This is a genomic window from Streptomyces sp. NPDC037273, from assembly GCF_055603625.1.
Genome location: NZ_JBVJVO010000010.1, coordinates 1 through 20,028, shown reverse-complemented (window position 1 = coordinate 20,028; position 20,028 = coordinate 1). Strand labels below are relative to the sequence as shown.

Annotated in this window: 16 protein-coding genes; 11 read left to right on the top strand and 5 right to left on the bottom strand. The window is 73.8% G+C overall.

The genetic code is table 11. The features are described from left to right. Positions 1-9 precede the first annotated feature (9 nt). Together disA and radA are read right to left on the bottom strand one after the other, a co-directional pair. A complete protein-coding gene (gene disA / locus ACZ7G1_RS24905; RefSeq protein ID WP_470875885.1) occupies positions 10-1,134 on the bottom strand; it encodes a DNA integrity scanning diadenylate cyclase DisA in 1,125 nt (374 codons plus the stop codon). Between the two features lie 122 nt (positions 1,135-1,256). Beyond that, entirely contained in the window at positions 1,257-2,660 is a 1,404-nt protein-coding gene (radA, locus tag ACZ7G1_RS24900; RefSeq protein ID WP_470875883.1) for a DNA repair protein RadA, read from the bottom strand. A gap of 173 nt (positions 2,661-2,833) precedes the next feature. Between radA and ACZ7G1_RS24895 the strand changes: the two genes are divergently transcribed. After that, positions 2,834-4,603, top strand: a complete 1,770-nt coding sequence (locus tag ACZ7G1_RS24895; protein WP_470875881.1) for a BACON domain-containing protein — start codon at positions 2,834-2,836, stop codon at positions 4,601-4,603. Between the two features lie 61 nt (positions 4,604-4,664). On the opposite strand, the gene ACZ7G1_RS24890 is transcribed toward ACZ7G1_RS24895, so the two are convergent. Continuing rightward, entirely contained in the window at positions 4,665-5,534 is an 870-nt protein-coding gene (locus ACZ7G1_RS24890; RefSeq protein ID WP_470875880.1) for a DUF3109 family protein, read from the bottom strand. A gap of 41 nt (positions 5,535-5,575) precedes the next feature. On the opposite strand from ACZ7G1_RS24890, the gene ACZ7G1_RS24885 reads away from it, so the two are divergent. The 4 genes from ACZ7G1_RS24885 to ilvD all read left to right on the top strand — a co-directional run bounded on the left by ACZ7G1_RS24885 (position 5,576) and on the right by ilvD (position 10,132). Further along, positions 5,576-6,508, top strand: coding sequence for a Ppx/GppA family phosphatase (locus tag ACZ7G1_RS24885; RefSeq protein ID WP_470875878.1), 933 nt, complete (start codon positions 5,576-5,578; stop codon positions 6,506-6,508). A 206-nt stretch (positions 6,509-6,714) separates the two neighbouring features. Then, positions 6,715-7,551 carry a sugar phosphate isomerase/epimerase family protein gene (locus tag ACZ7G1_RS24880; protein ID WP_470875876.1) on the top strand — a complete coding sequence of 279 codons (837 nt, stop codon included), beginning with the start codon at positions 6,715-6,717 and terminating at the stop codon, positions 7,549-7,551. Then, complete coding sequence (locus ACZ7G1_RS24875; RefSeq protein WP_470875874.1) at positions 7,548-8,174, top strand: TetR/AcrR family transcriptional regulator; 627 nt, start codon at positions 7,548-7,550, stop codon at positions 8,172-8,174. The genes ACZ7G1_RS24880 and ACZ7G1_RS24875 overlap by 4 nt, the downstream gene beginning before the upstream one ends. Before the next feature lie 104 nt (positions 8,175-8,278). Further along, entirely contained in the window at positions 8,279-10,132 is a 1,854-nt protein-coding gene (gene ilvD, locus ACZ7G1_RS24870) for a dihydroxy-acid dehydratase (RefSeq protein ID WP_470875872.1), read from the top strand. A gap of 132 nt (positions 10,133-10,264) precedes the next feature. On the opposite strand, the gene ACZ7G1_RS24865 is transcribed toward ilvD, so the two are convergent. Then, positions 10,265-12,436 carry a protein kinase domain-containing protein gene (locus ACZ7G1_RS24865; RefSeq protein ID WP_470875870.1) on the bottom strand — a complete coding sequence of 724 codons (2,172 nt, stop codon included), beginning with the start codon at positions 12,434-12,436 and terminating at the stop codon, positions 10,265-10,267. A 158-nt stretch (positions 12,437-12,594) separates the two neighbouring features. On the opposite strand from ACZ7G1_RS24865, the gene ACZ7G1_RS24860 reads away from it, so the two are divergent. From ACZ7G1_RS24860 to proC, 5 genes are all read left to right on the top strand, one after another. Next, positions 12,595-12,846 (top strand): SH3 domain-containing protein, encoded by a 252-nt coding sequence (locus ACZ7G1_RS24860; protein ID WP_470875868.1) that lies wholly within the window; start codon positions 12,595-12,597, stop codon positions 12,844-12,846. Between the two features lie 35 nt (positions 12,847-12,881). Beyond that, positions 12,882-13,388 (top strand): hypothetical protein, encoded by a 507-nt coding sequence (locus ACZ7G1_RS24855; protein WP_470875866.1) that lies wholly within the window; start codon positions 12,882-12,884, stop codon positions 13,386-13,388. 1,984 nt (positions 13,389-15,372) lie between these two features. After that, positions 15,373-16,293, top strand: a complete 921-nt coding sequence (locus ACZ7G1_RS24850) for an ABC transporter ATP-binding protein (protein WP_470875864.1) — start codon at positions 15,373-15,375, stop codon at positions 16,291-16,293. Further along, the gene (locus tag ACZ7G1_RS24845) at positions 16,290-17,027 is read left to right on the top strand and encodes an ABC transporter permease (protein WP_470875862.1); all 738 of its coding nucleotides are present in this window, start codon (positions 16,290-16,292) and stop codon (positions 17,025-17,027) included. The genes ACZ7G1_RS24850 and ACZ7G1_RS24845 overlap by 4 nt, the downstream gene beginning before the upstream one ends. A gap of 97 nt (positions 17,028-17,124) precedes the next feature. Beyond that, the gene (gene proC, locus ACZ7G1_RS24840) at positions 17,125-17,934 is read left to right on the top strand and encodes a pyrroline-5-carboxylate reductase (RefSeq protein WP_470875860.1); all 810 of its coding nucleotides are present in this window, start codon (positions 17,125-17,127) and stop codon (positions 17,932-17,934) included. A 4-nt stretch (positions 17,935-17,938) separates the two neighbouring features. Here proC and ACZ7G1_RS24835 read toward each other — a convergent pair whose 3' ends face one another. Further along, a complete protein-coding gene (locus tag ACZ7G1_RS24835; RefSeq protein WP_470875858.1) occupies positions 17,939-18,538 on the bottom strand; it encodes a cysteine hydrolase family protein in 600 nt (199 codons plus the stop codon). A gap of 45 nt (positions 18,539-18,583) precedes the next feature. On the opposite strand from ACZ7G1_RS24835, the gene ACZ7G1_RS24830 reads away from it, so the two are divergent. Continuing rightward, the gene (locus tag ACZ7G1_RS24830; protein ID WP_470875856.1) at positions 18,584-19,648 is read left to right on the top strand and encodes a GlxA family transcriptional regulator; all 1,065 of its coding nucleotides are present in this window, start codon (positions 18,584-18,586) and stop codon (positions 19,646-19,648) included. The last annotated feature ends 380 nt before the right edge of the window (positions 19,649-20,028 follow it).

The window sequence follows — 20,028 nt, the reverse complement described above, 5'->3', positions numbered from 1 at the left end:
TATCAGCAGCTAGACGTACCGCTCCAGGATCGAGGACTCCGCCAGCCGCGACAGGCCCTCGCGGACACTGCGGGCACGGGCCTCGCCCACGCCGTCGACGGTCTGGAGGTCGTCGACGCTCGCCGCGAGGAGCTTCTGCAGCCCGCCGAAGTGCTCCACCAGACGCTCGATGATCGCGCCCGGCAGCCGCGGCACCTTCGCGAGGAGCCGGTAGCCGCGCGGCGAGACCGCCGAGTCCAGGGTCTCCGGGGAACCGCTGTAACCGAGGGCCCGCGCCACTATCGGCAGCTCCAGGAGCTCGGCGTGGGTCAGCGCGTCCAGCTCGGTCAGCGCCTCGGCGACCGTGCGGGACCGCTTCGCCGTCGGCTCCGGGACGTAGTCCCTGATCACCAGCTCGCGCTCCGGCTCCACACCCGCGATCAGCTCGTCGAGCTGGAGCGAGAGGAGCCGGCCGTCGGTGCCGAGCTCCACCACGTACTCGGCGATCTCGGTGGCGATCCGGCGGACCATCTCCAGGCGCTGCGCGACCGCCGTGACGTCCCGGACCGTGACCAGGTCCTCGATCTCCAGGGCGGACAGCGTGCCGGCCACCTCGTCGAGACGGAGCTTGTACCGCTCCAGGGTCGCGAGGGCCTGGTTGGCACGGGACAGGATCGCCGCCGACTCCTCCAGGACCCGGCGCTCGCCGTTCACGTACAGCGCGATCAGCCGCATCGACTGGGAGACCGAGACGACCGGGAAGTTGCACTGCTTGGAGACCCGGTCCGCCGTGCGGTGGCGGGTGCCGGTCTCCTCGGTCGGGATGGAGGCGTCCGGGACCAGCTGCACGCCCGCCCGGTGGATCTTGGTGATGTCCTTGTCGAGGACGAGCGCGCCGTCGAGCTTGCACAGCTCACGCAGGCGCGTGGCGGCGAACTCGACGTCCAGCACGAAACCGCCGGTACACATCGAGTCGACCGTCTTGTCCAGGCCGAGCACGATGAGACCGCCCGTGTTCCCCCGGAGGATCCGCTCCAGGCCGTCACGCAGCGCGGTGCCCGGCGCGACGGCGCTCAGGGCGGCGCGCATCAGCGCTTCGTTGCCGGAGCCCGCGCCGGACTTTCCAGGAGCTGCTGCCCCGTCCTTGGCTGCCACTGCACTCCTCCGGCTCGTACGGATGGGCGAGACCAGGGCAAAGTCTAGCGACACCACCCCGCCGCCCTCCGCCCACGACCGATCCGGGGTGGTCCGAAAGGGGTCCCCACCCTGAGCGCCCGCTAACCCTCCGCGCTCTCCGGAGCCTTCGCGCGGCGACTGCGCGGCAGCACCCGCAGCGCGTCGCCCATGTCCGCGACCTCGGTCACCTTCATGCCCGGCGGCACCTTGCCCGGGTCCGAGGGGACCAGCGCGTGCGTGAATCCGAGCCGGTGCGCCTCGGCCAGCCGGCGCTGCACGCCCGTCACCCGCCGGACCTCGCCCGCCAGCCCGACCTCGCCGATCGCCACCAGGTTCTTCGGCAGCGGGGTGTCGCTCGCCGCGGAGGCGAGCGCGAGCGCGATGGCCAGGTCGGCGGCGGGCTCGGTGAGCTTCACACCGCCCACGGTCGCGCTGTAGATGTCCCGCTTGCCCAGCGCGCTGATCCGGCCCCGCTGCTCCAGGACCGCCAGCATCATCGACACCCGGGACGTCTCCAGACCGGAGACGGTCCGGCGCGGCGACGGGATCTGGGAGTCCACCGTCAGCGACTGGACCTCGGCGACCAGCGGGCGGCGGCCCTCCAGGGTCACTGTCAGACAGGTGCCCGGCACGGCCACGTCACGCCGGGTCAGGAAGAGCCCCGACGGGTCGGCGAGACCCGTGATGCCCTCGTCGTGCAGCTCGAAGCAGCCGACCTCGTCGGTCGCCCCGTACCGGTTCTTCACGCCGCGGACCAGCCGCAGCCGCGCGTGCCGGTCGCCCTCGAAGCTCAGCACCACGTCGACCAGGTGCTCCAGGAGCCGGGGACCCGCGATGGCCCCGTCCTTCGTGACGTGGCCGACGAGAAGGGTGGACATGCCCCGCTCCTTGGAGGCCCTGATCAGCGCCCCCGCGACCTCACGGACCTGGGCCATGCCGCCCGGCGCGCCGTCGATCTCGGGGGAGGCCACGGTCTGCACCGAGTCCATGATCAGCAGCGAGGGCTTCACGGCGTCGAGGTGCCCGAGGACCGCCGAGAGGTCGGTCTCGGCCGCCAGGTACAGATGATCGCTCAGCGCGCCGATCCGGTCCGCGCGCAGCCGCACCTGGCTCGCGGACTCCTCGCCCGTCACGTAGAGCGTGCGGTGCTCGTCGCTGGCCGCCTTCGCCGCCACGTCGAGCAGCAGCGTCGACTTGCCGACGCCCGGCTCGCCCGCGAGCAGCACCACCGCGCCGGGCACCAGCCCTCCGCCGAGGACCCGGTCCAGCTCGTCGACCCCGGTCGAGCGGGCGGTCGCCTGCCGGCCGTCGACCTGCCCGATGGGCAGCGCGGCGCTGGAGACGCGACCCGCCGCGGTCGTCCGGACGGCGGGCGCGCCGTACTCCTCGACCGTCCCCCACGCCTGGCATTCGGGGCAACGGCCGAGCCACTTGGCCGTCTGCCAGCCGCACTCGGTGCAGCGGTAGGACGGCCTGTCCTTGGCGGATTTCGTACGGGCAGCCATGTCCCACACCGTAGCGGCCCCCACCGACAACGGGCCGCGGTCCTCCACAGGGGGAACCCCGCGGCACCGGAACGCCGGGTTCCTGTCCTCTTTCGAGCGATAGCTTCACCCGTAAGAATGAGAATGGCTCAACCGGTACGAAGAGTGCCCTCCGCCCTGCCTACGGTCACCCAGTGACGAGCAGCAGGCTGGATTCCTCCACAGGCACCACCGGCGCCCACCGGGCGCACCGCGCCGCGGACCAGGGACCGCGCACGCTCGGCCGGCGACCCCCCGCGCGCTACGAGGCCGCGCTCGACGGCCTCTTCACGTACTGCCTCTCCGTGCTGTGCGACCACGACACGGCGACCGCCGTACTCGGCGACGTCCTCGCCGTCGCCGAGCGCCACCACGGCCGCTGCCCCTCCGACGAGGACGGCCGCACCGCCTGGCTCTACGCGCTCGCCCGCTGGGCCTGCCTGCGCAGCCTCGGCGAGCAGCGCCGCAAGCGCCAGGGCGCCCACACCGGCCGCCCCGCCGTCACCGCACCCGAACCGCCCCGCGTCTCCGAGGAGACCGCCGACCGCCGCCGGGCCGAACTCGCCGCACTCGCCTGGCCCGAGGCCGCCGGCACCACACCCGAACAGCGGGAGGCCCTCGAACTCGCCGTACGGCACGGCCTCAGCCGCCGCCAGGTCGCCGCCGTGCTCTCCCTCGACCCGCAGGCCGCCCGCGAGCTCCTCGCCACCGCCGGCTGCGAGGTCGAGCGGACCCGCGCCGCCCTCGCCGTCGTCGAGACCGGTGGCTGCCCCACCGTCGCCCGGCTCACCGGCGACCACCAGGTGCTCCTCTCGGCCGCCCTGCGCGCCGAGCTCGTCCGGCACGTCGACGACTGCCCCCGCTGCCGCCGGGTGGCCGAGCGCGTCGGCGCCGGCGGCCCCTGGCCCGGCGCCACCGAGCCGGCCCAGGCGAAACTGCCGCTCGTCGAGGCGCCCAGGGCCGCCGCCTACATGGCGATGCTGCACGTCCCACGCGCGCGTGCCGGCGCCCCGCGCTTCGCCGCCACCGGCTTCCCGATGGACCCCAAGGACCACGTGGCCCGCCGCGACCGGATGCGGGCCCGCGCCGTCACCACCACCGTCGTCGCGGCCGTCGTCGCCGCCCCCGTCCTCGCCCTGTGGACCTCCTACCGCGGCACCCCCGCCGCGGACACCGCCGGCCGCGACGGCGCCCGGGTCAGCGCCCGCGAGGCCGACGAACCGGCCGGCACCGAAGGCCGGCCCTACGACCGCTACGAGAACGCGGGCAACGCCCGCACCACCCCCGAACCCCGCTTCACCCGCGGCAGCCGCGCCCCCGACGTCTCCGTCGAGGTGGTCAGCCCCGGCGGCCCCACCGAACCGGCCCGCCCCGGCGCGCCCGCCGCCGGCTGGATCACCGTCTCCGCGCGCGGCCACGGCGACGTGACCCTGCTGACCCTCACCGCCTCCGGCGGCTCCCCCGTCGCCTGGTCCCTGTGGACCGACGCCCCCTGGCTGTACGTGACCCGCGCCTCCGGCACCCTCCGCCCCGGCGAGTCGGTCACCCTCACCGTCCGCGTCGACCACGCCCGCGAGCCCGCGGGCGCGTGGAGCGCGCGGATCGGCGTCAACCCGTCCGGCGCCGTCGTCAGGATCGACGGCTACCGCAAGCCCCCGCCCACCGACGACCGGGTCATCACACCCCCGCCGGCCACGACGCGGCCCACGACCCCGCCGACCACCCCGCCGACCACCGAGCCCACCACCCCGCCGCCCACCACGGAACCGACCACTCCGCCCACGACCGAGCCCACCACCCCGCCGCCCACCACGGAACCGACCCCGGACCCCACGACACCCCCGCCGACCACCGAGGAACCCCCGCCCACCACCTCGGACCCCGGCCCGCCCCCGTCATCGACGGAGGGACAACCCGGCTCCTAGCAGGCGTCCGGCTCCCTGGGCCCGTCCAGGGCCTGTCCGACCCTGATCCGCCGGACAGGCCCTAGCCGACCGGATCCGCCGGATGCGGGGCCACCAGCGGCAGCTGCGAGGCGAGCCGGGCCTCGCACATCCCGACCAGGACCCCGTACGCCTCCTCGCCCATCATCTCGACGAGCTCCGGCTTGTACGAGACGTAGACCGGCTGGGCACCCACGTGCGCCGAGGTCGCCGTCGTGCAGTACCAGTGCAGGTCGTGACCGCCGGGACCCCAGCCACGCCGGTCGTACTCGCCGATGGACACCTGCAGCACCCGGCTGTCGTCCGGCCGGTCGATCCAGTCGTACGTCCTGCGCACCGGCAGCTGCCAGCACACGTCCGGCTTCGTCTCCAGCGGCTCCCGGCCCTCCTTGACCGCCAGGATGTGCAGCGAGCAGCCCGCGCCACCCGCGAAACCGGGCCGGTTCTGGAAGATGCAGGACCCCTCCCAGCGGCGGGTCTGCCGGTCGCCGTCCTCGTCGAGCTGCACCCAGCCCGACTCGCTGCCGACGTCGTGGAACTGCCACAGCTCCGGCGTCAGCCGCGCCACATGCTCCGCGACCCGCTTCTCGTCGTCCTCGTCCGAGAAGTGCGCCCCCAGCGTGCAGCAGCCGTCGTCCGCCCGCCCCTCCTGGATGCCCTGGCAGCCGTTCCCGAAGATGCACGTCCAACGCGAGGTCAGCCACGTCAGATCGCAGCGGAAGACCTGCTCCTCATCCGCCGGATCCGAAAACTCGACCCACGCGCGCGCGAAGTCGAGCCCCTTCTCGTCCGGCTCCCCCTTCTTCCGCTTCCCCACCTTCACCGCCTTCGCCGCATGCGCGACCCTGGCGGCCTTCACCCCACCGTCGCCCTCACCGCTTTTGCCCGGCTTCGCCTTCTTCGTCTTTGGCACAACACCAAGCGTATGCGGGCCGGAGCAGTAGCGTTCCGCCCATGAGACTCGGAGTCCTCGACGTCGGTTCGAACACAGTGCACCTCCTGGTGGTGGACGCCCATCCCGGCGCACGCCCGCTGCCCGCCCATTCCCACAAGGCGGAGCTCCGGCTCGCCGAACTCCTCGACGAGCGGGGGGCGATCGCGCCCGACGGGGTCGAGCGGCTGATCGCCACGGTCCGCGACGCGCTGCACGCGGCCGAGGACAAGGGCTGCGAGGAGGTGCTGCCGTTCGCGACCTCGGCCGTCCGCGAGGCCAGCAACGCCGACGCCGTCCTCGCGCGCGTGAAGGACGAGACCGGGGTCGACCTGCAGGTCCTCACCGGCGAGGAGGAGGCCCGGCTCACCTTCCTCGCCGCGCGCCGCTGGTTCGGCTGGTCCGCAGGGAAGCTCCTCCTCCTCGACATCGGCGGCGGCTCCCTCGAAGTCGCCTACGGCATCGACGAGGACCCGGACGCGGCCGTCTCCCTGCCGCTCGGCGCCGGCCGCCTGACCGCCGGCTGGCTGCCCGGCGACCCCGCCGACACCGCCGACGTGAAGGCGCTGCGCCGCCATGTGCGCGCCCAGATCGCCCGTACGGTCGGCGAATTCAGCCGCTTCGGCCGCCCCGACCACGTCGTCGCCACCTCGAAGACCTTCAAGCAGCTGGCGAGGATCGCCGGCGCGCCGGGCTCCGGCGAGGGCCTCTACGTCCAGCGGATCCTGTCCCGCAAGTCCCTGGAGGAGTGGGTCCCGCGGCTCGCCGCGATGACCGTCCCCGAGCGCGCGGCCCTCCCCGGCGTCTCGGAAGGCCGCGCGGGACAGCTCCTCGCGGGCGCGCTGGTCGCCGAGGGCGCGATGGACCTGCTGGGGGTCGAGGAGCTCGAGATCTGCCCCTGGGCCCTCCGCGAGGGCGTCATCCTCCGCCGCCTCGACCACCTGCCGGAGCGCTGAGAAGCCCCCGGCCGCCCGGTGCCGTACGGACCCCGTCGCCCGGTGTCGTACGGGACCCCGTCGCCCGGTGTCGTACGGGACCCCGCCGCCCGGTGCCGTATGGCCCCCGCCGCCCCTGCCGTACGACCCCGCCGCCCCCGCCGTACGGGGCCGGGCGTGACCGGAACCACCCTCCGGCCGCCGGGCCCGCCCCGTACCCTGTCCCCGTGGCAGAACCAGTGGTGCGCATCCCGGATGCGAAGGTCGCCCTGTCGACGGCCTCGGTCTATCCGGAGTCGACGGCGACGGCCTTCGAGATCGCCGCGCGCCTCGGGTACGACGGCGTCGAGGTCATGGTGTGGACCGATCCGGTCAGCCAGGACGTCGAGGCGCTGCGCCGGCTCTCCGACTACCACCAGGTCCCGATCCTGGCCGTGCACGCCCCCTGCCTCCTCATCACGCAGCGCGTCTGGTCCACCGACCCGTGGGTCAAGCTCCAGCGCGCCCAGGCGGCCGCCGAGCGGCTCGGCGCGTCGACCGTCGTCGTCCACCCGCCGTTCCGCTGGCAGCGCCAGTACGCGAAGGACTTCGTCACCGGCATCTGGCGGATGGCCGACGAGACGGACGTGCGGTTCGCCGTCGAGAACATGTACCCGTGGCGGTACAAGGACCGCGAGATGCTCGCGTACGCCCCCGAGTGGGACGTCACGAAGGACGACTACCGGCACTTCACCGTCGACCTCTCGCACACCGCGACCGCCCGTACGGACGCCCTCGCGATGATCGACCGGATGGGCGACCGGCTCGGCCACGTCCACCTCGCCGACGGCAAGGGTTCGGCGAAGGACGAGCACCTGGTCCCGGGGCGCGGCACGCAGCCCTGCGCCGAGCTCCTGGAGCGCCTCGCGCTCACCGGCTTCGACGGGCACGTCGTCATCGAGGTCAACACCCGCCGGGCGATGTCAGCCGCCGAACGCGAGGCCGACCTCGCGGAGGCCCTCGCCTTCACCCGGCTCCACCTCGCCTCCGCCGCCACCCGCACCTCCCGGGTGCCGCGACCGTGACCGGAGCGGCCCCCCGCCGGCGCGGCCGCCCCTCCCGTACGGAGGAGGAGAGCGGCCCCGGCGCGCGCGAACGCATCCTGGACGCGGCCCGCGCCGAGTTCGCGGAGCGCGGCTACGACAAGGCGTCGGTGCGCGGCATCGCCAGGGCGGCGGGCGTGGACCCGGCGCTCGTGCACCACTACTTCGGCACGAAGGACGAGGTCTTCGCCGCCGCGATCGAGGTGTCCTTCGAGCCCGCCGCCGTCGTCCCGTCGATCGTCGCGGGACCGCGTGACGCGCTCGGCGAGCGGCTCGCCCGCTTCTTCATCGGCGTCTGGGAGAACCCGGTCAGCCGCGCCCCGCTGCTCGCGACCGTCCGCTCCGCGCTGACCCACGAGGCCGCCGCCAAGGTGCTGCGGAGCTTCGTGCTGCGCCGGCTCCTGGAGCGGATCGCGGCCGAGCTCGACGTACCGGACCCGGCCCTGCGCGCGGAGCTCGCGGCCTCGCAGATGATCGGGATCGTCATCATGCGGTACGTGATCCAGGTCGAGCCGCTGGCCTCGGCGGACCCGGAGGAGATCGTGGCCCAGGTGGCCCCGACGCTCCAGCGCTACCTGACCGAAGGCGGAACGGCCGCCGGCTGACCGAAAGCTGAACACCCCGTCCGTATCCCGGACACCCTGTCCAGATCTTGGAGCGTCGGCGTACGCTCGAATGCAAGCACACCCATCACGAGGAGCGAGCGACGATGCCCGAGCTGAGGTCCCGCACAGTCACCCACGGCCGCAACATGGCGGGCGCCCGCGCCCTTATGCGCGCCTCCGGTGTACCCGGCGCGGACATCGGCCGGAAGCCCATCATCGCGGTCGCCAACTCCTTCACGGAGTTCGTCCCCGGCCACACCCACCTCCAGCCGGTCGGCCGGATCGTCTCCGAGGCCATCACGGCCGCCGGCGGCATCGCCCGCGAGTTCAACACGATCGCCGTCGACGACGGCATCGCGATGGGCCACGGCGGCATGCTCTACTCGCTGCCCTCCCGCGACCTGATCGCGGACAGCGTGGAGTACATGGTCGAGGCGCACTGCGCCGACGCCCTGATCTGCATCTCCAACTGCGACAAGATCACCCCCGGCATGCTGATGGCCGCCCTGCGCCTCAACATCCCGACGGTCTTCGTCTCCGGCGGCCCGATGGAGGCCGGCCGCGCGGTCCTGGTCGACGGCACCGTCCGCACGCTCGACCTGGTCGACGCGATGTCCGACGCCGTGAACCCCGCGATCTCGGACGAGGACATGCTCCGGATCGAGGAGAACGCCTGTCCGACCTGCGGCTCCTGTTCCGGCATGTTCACGGCCAACTCGATGAACTGCCTGACCGAGGCCATCGGCCTCTCCCTCCCCGGCAACGGCTCGCTGCTCGCCACCCACACCGCCCGCAAGGAGCTGTACGAGGCCGCGGCGCGCACGGTCGTCGACATCACGCGCCGGTACTACGACGAGGACGACGCCTCCGTCCTGCCCCGCTCCATCGCGACCCGCGCGGCCTTCGAGAACGCCATGGCCCTCGACATCGCCATGGGCGGCTCGACCAACACGATCCTCCACCTCCTCGCCGCCGCCCAGGAGGCCGAGGTCGGCTACGGCCTGCCGGACATGGACGAGGTCTCCCGCCGCGTCCCCTGCCTCGCCAAGGTCGCGCCGAACGTCGCCAAGGACCGCACGTACTACATGGAGGACGTGCACCGGGCCGGCGGCATCCCCGCCATCCTCGGCGAGCTGTACCGCGCGGGCCTGCTCAACGAGGACGTCCACTCCGTCCACTCCCGCTCCATCAAGGAGTGGCTGGACGCCTGGGACGTCCGCGGCGGCGCCGCCTCCGAGGAGGCCGTCGAGCTGTTCCACGCGGGCCCCGGCTGCGTCCGCTCCGCGACCGCCTTCTCCCAGTCCGAGCGCTGGGAGGCCCTCGACGTGGACGCGGCCGGCGGCTGCATCCGCGACGCGGCCCACGCGTACTCGAAGGACGGCGGCCTCGCGGTCCTGCACGGCAACCTCGCCGTCGACGGCTGCGTCGTGAAGACCGCCGGCGTCGACGAGTCGATCTGGACCTTCGAGGGCCCGGCCGTCGTCTGCGAGTCGCAGGACGAGGCCGTCCAGAAGATCCTCCTCAAGGAGGTCAAGGAGGGCGACGTCGTCGTCATCCGTTACGAGGGCCCCAAGGGCGGCCCCGGCATGCAGGAGATGCTCTACCCGACCTCGTACCTGAAGGGCCGCGGCCTGGGCAAGGCCTGCGCCCTGGTCACCGACGGCCGCTTCTCCGGCGGCACCTCGGGCCTCTCCATCGGCCACGCTTCCCCGGAGGCCGCGTCCGGCGGCACGATCGCCCTCGTCGAGGACGGCGACCGCATCCGCATCGACATCCCGAACCGCTCGATCGAGCTCCTCGTCGACGACGCCACCCTCGCCGCCCGCCGCGAGGCCCTCGGCGGCGTCTACGCGCCGAAGAACCGCGAACGCAAGGTCTCGGCCGCCCTCCGCGCCTACGCCGCGATGGCCACCAGCGCCGACAAGGGCGCGGTCAGGGACGTGACGAAGCTCGGCTGAGCCCGGCGGCGCCACGACTGACAGCGCCACGACTGACAGCGATACGACTCACAGCAATACGACTCACAGCGATACGGGAAGGGGAGCGGGCCTCGGGTCCGCTCCCCTTCTCGTGCGCTCACGCTCCCGCGTTCACCAGGCCGCGGGCTCGCGCGCGTCCACCGCGAACACGGAGCCGTCCGGAGCCGTACCGAACACCCGGTCCCCGGCGACCAGCGGCGAGGGCACCGAGGGCGCGTACTCCAGGCGGCCGTTCTGCAGCCGCGGCCGGGTCTGCCCGATGAGCGCCCCGCGCGCGGTGTCGACCGCGAGGAGCCGGCCGTCCTGGGCGGAGAAGTACAGACGGTTGCCGGGGCCGAGGACGGGCGGGGAGACGTTCCCGGCGCCCGTCTGCAGGTCCCACAGCATCCGCCCCTTCTCGGCGGCGGTGTCGAAGGCCGTGAGGTGCCCGTCTCCTTCGAGGAGATGGACGACGGTTCCGCTCACGGCGACGCCCCGGAGGTCCATCCGGTTCGGCAGCGCCAGCCGGCGTACGGCTCCGCGACCGCCGTCGCCAGGGCCCAGGAGCACCAGCGCGTCGACCACCCCGGTGTCGTAGAGCGAGGCGAGGACGAGGGTGCCGTCGCCGGTACGACCCAGCAGGTCGAGGTTGCCGTCCAGCGTCCGGTGCCAGGCCACCTCGCCGCTGGCCGGGCGCAGCGCGCCGACCTCGGTGTGCCGCGCGTCGAGCGAGGCCTCGGAGAGCGGCAGGAGCCCGGACGGAGCGTCGTACGCCCCCAGGCGCGGGACGCCGAAGCCGGCCGCGCCGTGCCGCCAGAGCTCCTTGCCGCCGCGGCTGTCGATCGCCCGCAGGCCGCCGGTGCCGTCGGAAAGGACGACGGCGGACCCGGCCGGCCGGTACTCCTCGGGCAGTTCGGCCCGGGCGCTCCAGCCGGGGCCTCCGTCCTCGGCGCCGAACGCCCGCAGGGGGCCCGCGGGCGCGGCCGCGCCGATCAGCCGGCCGTCGCCGAGCACCGAGGGCGTCTGCGGGGAGCCCTGCTCGATGGGGGAGGTCCGCGACCAGAGGACCGCCCCGGTCACCGGGTCGAGCCGGGAGAGCGCGACGCCCCGGGCCGTGCAGTACAGCGCGCCCGCGTCGTGGGCGCAGGCGGGAGCGGCCTTGGGGCCGAGCTTCTGGAGCTCCGTGTGCCAGCCGGTGAACTCGTCGGCCACCGCGTCCGGGCGGTCGGGTGCCGCGGGCGCGCCGCCCGCCGGCGCGCTCAGCGCCGCGTACACACCGGCTCCGGTCAGCGCCAGCACGGCGGCGACGGCGAGCGTCGGGCGCGGCCGGATCCGCCCGAGGCGGGGACCCCGGCGACGGGTGGCCGGCGCGCCGGCCCGTACCCGCGTGTCGGCGTCCCACGCGGGCGCGTGCCCGGGTTCCTCGTCCGGCAGGGCGGGCCGCCGCCGCTGCGCCGGTATGAACGCCTCCGCCTCGTACGAGGGCGGCAGCAGCGCCGACATGATCTGGGCCGGGGTCGGCCGCTCGGCCGGGTCCTTGGCGAGGCAGCGCGCCACCAGCGGCGCCAGCTCCGCCGGCACCCCGGCCAGATCCGGCTCGTCGTGGACCACCTGGTACGCCACGATGTACGGGCTCTCGGAGTCGAACGGCCCGTGTCCGGTCGCCGCGTGCACCAGGACGGCACCGAGCGCGAAGACGTCCGCCGCCGGACCGACCTCCCGCGGGCGCTGGAACTGCTCCGGCGCCATGAACGGGGGCGAGCCGATCAGCTTCCCCGTCTCCGTGTGCAGATCACTGTCCACCGGCCGGGAGATGCCGAAGTCGATCACCTTCGGCCCGGTGTCCGTCAGCAGGACGTTGCTGGGCTTGAGGTCCCGGTGCACGACCCCCGCCCGGTGGATGTCCCGCAGCGCCTCGGCGAGTCCTGCCGTGAGCCGGCGCAGTTCGGCGGGGGACAGCGGCCCGTTCCGCTTCACCTGGTCGGCGAGGGTCGGCCCCGGCACGTAGAGGGTGGCCATCCAGGGGCGTACGGCATCGGGGTCGGCGTCCACGACCGGCGCGGTGAACGCCCCGCTGACCCGCCGCGCCGCCGCGACCTCCTGGCGGAAACGCGCCCTGAACTCGGGGTCCTCCGCATACCGTGCGTGTACGACCTTGACCGCGAGCCGCAGCCCCGAAGCCGATGCCGCGAGGTGTACGACGCCCATGCCGCCGGCCCCCAGACACGCTTGGAGCCGGTAGTCGCCCGCGAACTCGGGCCCCTCCGCTTCCTGCTCGGAACCCGTACCGCGCAACGGTGGCATCGCCCACCCCCGTGTGATTCCCCGTCACCTCGCGCGCACCTGCGCGACCCGACGGAGCCTAGTCCATGGTGCCCGCGAACCCGGTGGAGCTTGCTAGCCTGCGCGTCGCGGAGAGTGAAACTCAGCGGAGCGCTTTTGCGCCACAGGGGGAGAACACCATGAGCACGCGCTACGACCTCGCACCCGGCTACCGGGTCAACGTCCGTTCCGGCCCCAGCACCAAGTACCCGATCGTCCGCGTCCTGCCGCTCGGCGCCACGGTCGCGATCAACTGCCAGAAGTACGGCGAGTGGATCAGCGGCCCCTACGGCACCACCAACCTCTGGGACAACATAGCCCCCGGCGAGTACGTCTCCGACGCCTACGTCCACACAGGCAGCGACGACATGGTCGCACCGCGCTGCACCTGAGCCCTTCCGGTCGCCGCCCGGGGATAATCGACCTCGTGAGCGACGACGAGCAGACCACCCGCAAGACGCCCACCGGGCCGCAGCCGGAGCCGATCCGCTTCTTCGGCACGTCCTGGGTCGACCACACCGACGGCTACGCCCTGCGCCGCGCCGGCCTGGCCCTCGGCTCCCTCGCCGCCGCCGTCGCGGCCTGCCTCGTGCTGCGCTTCGCCTACCAAGGCCTCCAGATCGCCGACGTCGGCGGCATCGTCAACATCCTCGTCGTCGTCATGTTCGCCATCTGCAGCGCCATCGCCTTCCGCAAGACCTGGGAAGGCTTCACCCGCCGCCCCACCGACCCCGCCCGCGAGGAATCCCTCCGCAGCCTCAAAGCCATCGGCTTCATCGGCTCCCTCCTCGCCTACTCCCTCCGCTGCCTCCTCGAAGCCCCCGGCGAATCCCTCCACCGCCACGAACACCAATCCGCCCTCACCCGCCACCAAACCCGCCGCACCCCCCGCTCCAACAACCCCTCCACCCGCCACCCCCGCAAACGCAAATAACCCCCCACCTCCCGCTGAGCCCCATGCACCCAGGCCCCCCGCCTCGGTTCCCGCCCCTCACGCCTCACGCTGAGCCCCCTGCGGCCAGGCCCCCGCGCCCCGCGCTTGGCCCTTGCCCCCGCGCCTCGCCCCCCCCGGGCCTCGCGCCTCGCCCCCCCCGGGCCTCGCGCCTCGCCCCCCCCCGGGCCTCGCGCCTCGCCCCCCCCCGGGCCTCGCGCCTCGCCCCCCCGGGCCTCGCGCCTCGCCCCCCCCGGGCCTCGCGCCTCGCCCCCCCCGGGCCTCGCGCCTCGCCCCCCCCGGGCCTCGCGCCTCGCCCCCCCCCCGGGCCTCGCGCCTCGCCCCCCCCGGGCCTCGCGCCTCGCCCCCCGGGCCTCGCGCTTCGGCCTTGGCCCTTGCCCTCCCGGCCCCGCGCCTTGGCCTTTGGGCCCCGGCCCTCACTCCCCGGGCCTTGTGCCTTGGCTTTTGCATCCCGGCCCTCCCACTGGTCCCTGCGCCCCGGCCCTCGGGGCCCCGCTTCGCCCCTTGGGTCCCGCGCCTCGCACGTGGCCCTTGCACCCCGGCCCCGCGCTCCGCGCCTCGCGGCTTGGCCTTGCACCCCGGGCCTTGCGCTCTGGTGTCCGACGGGCCGTCGCCGGCCGGCCTCTCCGGCGCTTGTTCCCGCGCCTGCACCCCCGCGCCATGGGCCTTGCGTCTTGGCCTTTGCACCCCGGCCCTCCGCTCCGGCCCCTGCGCCCGCCCCTCGGGGCCCGGGCCTTGGCCCTTGCGTCCGCTCTCCTGCCCTCGCCCCCGTGCCTTGGCCCTTGCACCCAGGTCCTCGCGCTCCGGTGCCCGCGCCGCGCCTCGGCCCTCGCACCCCGCGCCTCGGCCCCCTCGTGCCCCCGGGCCTTGGTCTTTGCGCCCCGGCCCGGCGTCCCAACCCTTGCGCCGTGCCATGGTCCTTGCGCTCCGGCCCTGCGCCTCGGCCCATGCGCTCCGGTCCCCGCGTACCCGCGTTCCGGCCCCCCGGCCCCAGGCCCACGCCCACGCCCGCGCCCACGCCCCAGGCCCATGCCCACGCCCCAGGCCCATGCCCGCGCCCGGCCCCATGCCCGCGCCCCGGTTCCAGGACCACGCCCACGCCTCGGCCCTCCAGCTCGGCGCTTCGCGCCCGCGCCTCGGCCCTTGCGCCTCGCGCTCCGGCCTCCGCGCCCGAGCCGCCCCGTGCCCCTGCCTCCGCGACAGCGCCTCGTGTCTCTGCGCCGCGCGCTTTGGTCCGTGCGTCCGGCCCCGCCCTGCGTCTCGGCCCGCGTCTCGGCCCGCGTTCGGCCCTTACGCTCGACCCCCGCGCCAGCGCCTCGCGTCTCTGCGCCTCACTGCTCGGTCCTGGCGCTCCGGCCCCGCGCCCCCGCGTCTGCGCCTCCCCGCGCCCCAAGACACGCGCCGCCCCGCAGGGCGCAGGCCGCGCCAGAACCGCGGCCTGGCCCCCAAGAGCCCTGCCCCTCCACCTTCCGCCCCGCCCTGTGGGCCCGTACCGACCCCGCCGCGTCAGGGCCGCGACCCGCGGGCTAGCCCGCCAGGGCCCGCGCATCTCCCCCGACCCGTGCCGCCCTGCGCTCCCTGCGTCAGGCCCGCGGCCCGCCCCGCGGCTACGGCCCCTGTCCCCGCATCCTCTGCCGACCACCACCCTGTACCCCCGGCCCCGCGCCGCCCTACGGCCGCGCCGCCTCAGGGGCGCCCCCGCCTCACGCCCGGGGCCTGCGCCCTCCCGCGCGCCACCGGCCTGCACGGCCCCGCCACGGCCCCGCGCCCCAGCGCGACCCGCCCGCCCCGGGGTTGTGGGCATCTGTTCCGCAAGGGCGGAACGGGTGGGCACAACCCCCACCGGCCCGCAGCGGCCCACCCCATCACCAACCCCCACCACCACCAACCCGCCCCACCCCCGCCCCACCCCCAAATCCCACCCAGGTCCTTGACCCCGCCCACCCCCAAGCGCACTATTCATCACATGGTGAATTACCCGACGGGTGACCCCGCCACCCCCACCACCGCACCCACCCCCCACCCCACCGCACCCACCACCCCACCCCCCGCCATCACCGCCCAGGCCCTGACCGCCACCCGCGGCACCCGCCAAGTCCTCCGCTCGCTCGACTTCACGGTCCAGGCGGGCCGCATCACCGGCCTCCTGGGTCCCTCCGGCTGCGGCAAGACGACTTTGATGAGAGCCATCGTCGGCACCCAGGCCAAGGTCGCCGGCAGGCTGGACGTCCTGGGCCACCCCGCCGGCGCGCCGGAACTCCGCTCCCGCATCGGGTACGTCACGCAGGCGCCTTCGGTGTACGACGACCTGACCGTCCGCCAGAACCTGGACTACTTCGCGGCGGTGCTGCTCCCCGGCCGGGCCGGACGCCACGACCGCCGGGAGGCGGTGGCGCGGGCCATCGCCGACGTCGACCTCACGTCGCACGCGGACGCGCTCGCCGGCCGGCTGTCGGGAGGGCAGCGGAGCAGGGTGTCGCTGGCCGTCGCGCTCCTCGGGACCCCGGAGCTCCTGGTTCTGGACGAGCCGACCGTCGGCTTGGACCCGGTGCTCCGCAGGGACCTGTGGGACCTGTTCCACCGGATCGCCGCGGAGAGGGGGACGTCGCTCCTCGTCTCCTCCCATGTGATGGACGAGGCCGAGCGCTGCCACCGGCTGCTGCTCATGCGTGAGGGCGAGATCCTCGCCGACGACACCCCGGAGAACCTCCGCCGCCGCAACGACACCGCCACCGTCGAAGAGGCCTTCCTCCACCTGGTGGACGCCGCCGCGGCAAGAGCCGCCCACCAGAACCACGAGCCCCCCGACAACCCCGAAAACTCAAAGGCCCCCGGCAAAGCAACGGCCCCCGGCAAAGCAACGGCCCCCAAGGAGCCCCGCCGATGACCCCCGCCCGCACCACCGCCACCGCGGCCCGCGTACTCCGCCAGCTCCGCCACGACCCGCGCTCCATCGCGCTGCTGCTCTTCGTGCCGTGCGTGATGCTGGTCCTGCTGCGCTACGTGTTCGACGGAAGCCCGCAGACCTTCGACGGCATCGGCGGCTCGCTGCTCGGGATCTTCCCGCTCATCACGATGTTCCTGGTGACGTCGATCGCGACGCTCCGCGAACGGACCTCCGGCACTCTGGAACGCCTGCTGGCGATGCCGCTGGGCAAGGCCGACTTGATCGGTGGGTACGCGCTCGCCTTCGGGCTCCTGGCGATCGTGCAGTCCGCCCTGGCGACCGGCATCGCCGTGTGGTTCCTCGGCCTGGACGTCGTCGGCTCGCCGTGGCTGCTGCTCCTGGTGGCGCTCCTGGACGCGCTGCTCGGCACGGCGCTGGGACTGTTCGTCTCGGCGTTCGCGGCCTCGGAGTTCCAGGCGGTGCAGTTCATGCCGGCGGTGATCTTCCCGCAGCTCCTGCTCTGTGGCCTGTTCACCCCGCGCGACCAGATGGCCCCGGCCCTGGAGGCGATCTCGAACGTGCTGCCGATGTCGTACGCCGTCGACGGCATGAACGAGGTCCTCCGGCACCCCGACATCACCGGCGACTTCGTCCGCGACGTCCTCGTCGTCGCGGGCTGCGGCCTCCTCGTCCTCGGCCTGGGCGCCGCCACCCTCCGCCGCCGCACCGCGTGACGGCACCGCGTGACCGCCCCTCGGACACCCGCACACCTCCCGGCCCACCGGTGCGAGGATGACGACACGTACCCCCTCCGGCGAGGTGAACAGAGCCATGACCCAGACCGTCGCAGTCCTCGGCACCGGCAAGATCGGTGAAGCGCTCCTCAGCGGGATGATCCGCGCCGGCTGGCGCCCCGCGAACCTCCTGGTCACCGCCCGCCGCGCCGAACGCGCCGAGGAGCTCCGCACCCGCTACGGCGTCGAGACCGTCACCAACGCCGAGGCCGCCAAGCGCGCCGACACGCTGATCCTGGCCGTCAAGCCGCAGGACATGGGCCGCCTCCTCGACGAGCTCGCTCCGCATGTCGCCGCCGACCGTCTGGTCATCAGCGCAGCGGCCGGCATCCCCACCTCGTTCATCGAGGAGCGCTTGACCTCGGGCACCCCGGTCGTCCGGGTCATGCCGAACACCCCCGTCCTGGTCGACGAGGGCATGTCCGTCATCTCGGCCGGCAGCCACGCCACCCCCGCGCACCTCGCGCACACCGAGGAGATCTTCGGCGGCGTCGGCAAGACGCTCCGCGTCCCCGAGTCCCAGCAGGACGCCGCCACCGCGCTCTCCGGCTCGGGACCGGCCTACTTCTACTTCCTCGTCGAAGCCATGACCGACGCCGGCATCCTCCTCGGCCTGCCCCGCGCCCAGGCCCACGACCTCATCGTCCAGGCCGCCATCGGCGCCGCCGTGATGCTCCGCGACAGCGGCGAACACCCGGTCAAGCTCCGCGAAGCCGTGACCTCCCCGGCCGGCACCACCATCAGCGCCATCCGCGAGCTGGAGAACCACGGCGTCCGCGCCGCCCTCATCGCCGCCCTCGAAGCCGCCCGCGACCGCAGCCGCGAACTCGCCTCCGGCAACAGCTGACCGCCTAGGGCCTGCCCGACTCGACGGACGCGCCCTTCAGCACGTCCTCCGTGGTCACGACCCGGGCGAACCGCCCACCGTGCAGCGACACCGCCGTCGCCCGGGTCAGCTCCTCCGCCGTCTGCGTCCAGCCGAACGGCCCTGCCAGGTCGAAGGTGTGCATCGCGTCCAGCGCGAACAGCACGTCGTAGCCGAGGTTCCCGCCCATCCGGGCCGTCGTCTCGTTGCACATGTTGGTCTGGATCCCCACGACCACGATCTGCTCGACCCCGGCCCCCTTCAACCAGGCGTCCAGATCCGGCTCCCCGTAGAACGCCGAGTTCACGCTCTTCGTCACCAGCACCTCAGCCCCGGTGCCCTTCCCCCGCCGCTCCTCGACGAAGTCCTTGAACTCGTTCCCCACGGTCCCCGGCTCCAGCGGCGACCCGGACTGCCGCGAGTCATGCCGTACGAAGACGACCGGCCGTCCCGTCTCCTGCCACCCGTCGATCAGGGCCGCGATGTTCCGCTCGGCGTCCGGGTTGTCCCGCCGCCCCCAGAACCCGTCGTCGAAACCCTTCTGCACGTCGATGACCACCAGCGCCGCGTTCTCGTTGATCTCCATGCCATCGATCCTCCCGCCGCCACCCGCCCTCTCCCATACCGGCGAATGACAGCGATCGATGATTTACTGCCAAACGTGCCACACGTGCCCTCCGTACCGCCGTCCCCCACCCCCCGCCCCCAGCGCATCGCACTCCTCGTCTTCCCCGGAGTCCGCGCCTTCGACGTCTCCGTCATCACCGAGGTCTGGGACAGCGACCGCACCCCCCGAGGCGTCCCGCCCTTCGAACTCCGCCGAGCCGCCGCCGACCCGCACACCCCCATTCCGCTACGTGGGGGACTCACGCTCACCCCGGACCGCGCGCTCGACTGGCTGGACGACCTCACCACCACCGACCTGGTCCTCGTCCCCGGCATCGAGGACCCCGACGCCGAGCTCCCGGCCCCCGTCCTCGAAGCCCTCCGCCGGGCGCACACCACGGGCATCCCGGTCGCCTCCCTCTGCGCCGGCGCGTTCGTCCTCGCCCGCGCCGGCCTCCTCGACGGCCGCCGCGCCGTCACCCACTGGCACCTGGCCCCGACCCTCGCCGCCCGCCACCCCGCCGTCCAGGTGGAAGCGGACGCCCTCTTCGTGGAGGACTCCGGCATCTGGACCTCGGCAGGCACCGCCGCCGGCATCGACCTCTGCCTCCACCTCGTCCGCACCGCCCACGGAGCCGAAGCCGCCGCCACCATCGCCCGCTCGATGGTCACCGCCCCCTTCCGTACGGGCACCCAAGCCCAGTTCATCGAGCACCCCACCCCCCGCGCCGACCGCGACGCCGACGCCCTCGCCGCCGTCCGCGCCCACGCCCTGGCCCACCTCGACGAACCCCACACCGTCGGCAGCCTCGCCGCCCACGCCGGCATGTCCCCTCGCTCCTTCGCCCGCCACTTCCAGGCCACGACCGGCACCACCCCGCTCCACTGGCTCATCACCCAGCGCGTGGCCGCAGCCCAGAAGCTCCTGGAACAGACCGACCACCCCCTCCCCGAAGTAGCCCGCCGCGCCGGCTTCGGCAGCGAGGTCACCATGCGCCAGCACTTCGCCTCCCACCTCGCCACCAGCCCCCGCGACTACCGCCACGCCTTCCGTCACCCGGTCAGCGGGACCCCCCAGGACCAGGGTTGACACGGCCCCCCTCGATCCGTAGTGTTCTCCGAGTTGTCCGACGTGAGCACCGACCCCGGTCGGCCCCGGACAGCCATTCCGCAAGAACCTCTGAAGCCGACAGCGCTTTGCCGCGCCGTCGTTCTTTCCGTGCGTTTTTGCGAAATGAGGAATTCGCGTTCGAAGGTCTGAGCGCAAGCCGCCCGATTAGCGTCGGGGGCAGGGAATCCGCTAAAGTCTCACTCGTCGGAACGGCCCAACAGCCGGAAAGACAAATCCCGCTGACTGGGAATCAGACGCCGAAAGGATCTGATAGAGTCGGAAACGAAGGAAGCGCCCGGAGGGCCTGGAAACAGGAACGAAGGAAGCGTCCGCACCTTGAGAACTCAACAGCGTGCCAA

Excerpts from the sequence above, each read along its gene's own strand:
- radA (WP_470875883.1), bottom strand. The coding sequence starts at position 2,660 with ATGGCTGCCCGTACGAAATCCGCCAAGGACAGGCCGTCCTACCGCTGC.
- ACZ7G1_RS24835 (WP_470875858.1), bottom strand. The coding sequence starts at position 18,538 with ATGGAGATCAACGAGAACGCGGCGCTGGTGGTCATCGACGTGCAGAAG.
- proC (WP_470875860.1), top strand. The coding sequence starts at position 17,125 with ATGACCCAGACCGTCGCAGTCCTCGGCACCGGCAAGATCGGTGAAGCG.
- ilvD (WP_470875872.1), top strand. The coding sequence starts at position 8,279 with ATGCCCGAGCTGAGGTCCCGCACAGTCACCCACGGCCGCAACATGGCG.
- ACZ7G1_RS24860 (WP_470875868.1), top strand. The coding sequence starts at position 12,595 with ATGAGCACGCGCTACGACCTCGCACCCGGCTACCGGGTCAACGTCCGT.
- ACZ7G1_RS24845 (WP_470875862.1), top strand. The coding sequence starts at position 16,290 with ATGACCCCCGCCCGCACCACCGCCACCGCGGCCCGCGTACTCCGCCAG.
- ACZ7G1_RS24830 (WP_470875856.1), top strand. The coding sequence starts at position 18,584 with ATGACAGCGATCGATGATTTACTGCCAAACGTGCCACACGTGCCCTCC.
- ACZ7G1_RS24850 (WP_470875864.1), top strand. The coding sequence starts at position 15,373 with ATGGTGAATTACCCGACGGGTGACCCCGCCACCCCCACCACCGCACCC.
- ACZ7G1_RS24865 (WP_470875870.1), bottom strand. The coding sequence starts at position 12,436 with ATGCCACCGTTGCGCGGTACGGGTTCCGAGCAGGAAGCGGAGGGGCCC.
- ACZ7G1_RS24885 (WP_470875878.1), top strand. The coding sequence starts at position 5,576 with ATGAGACTCGGAGTCCTCGACGTCGGTTCGAACACAGTGCACCTCCTG.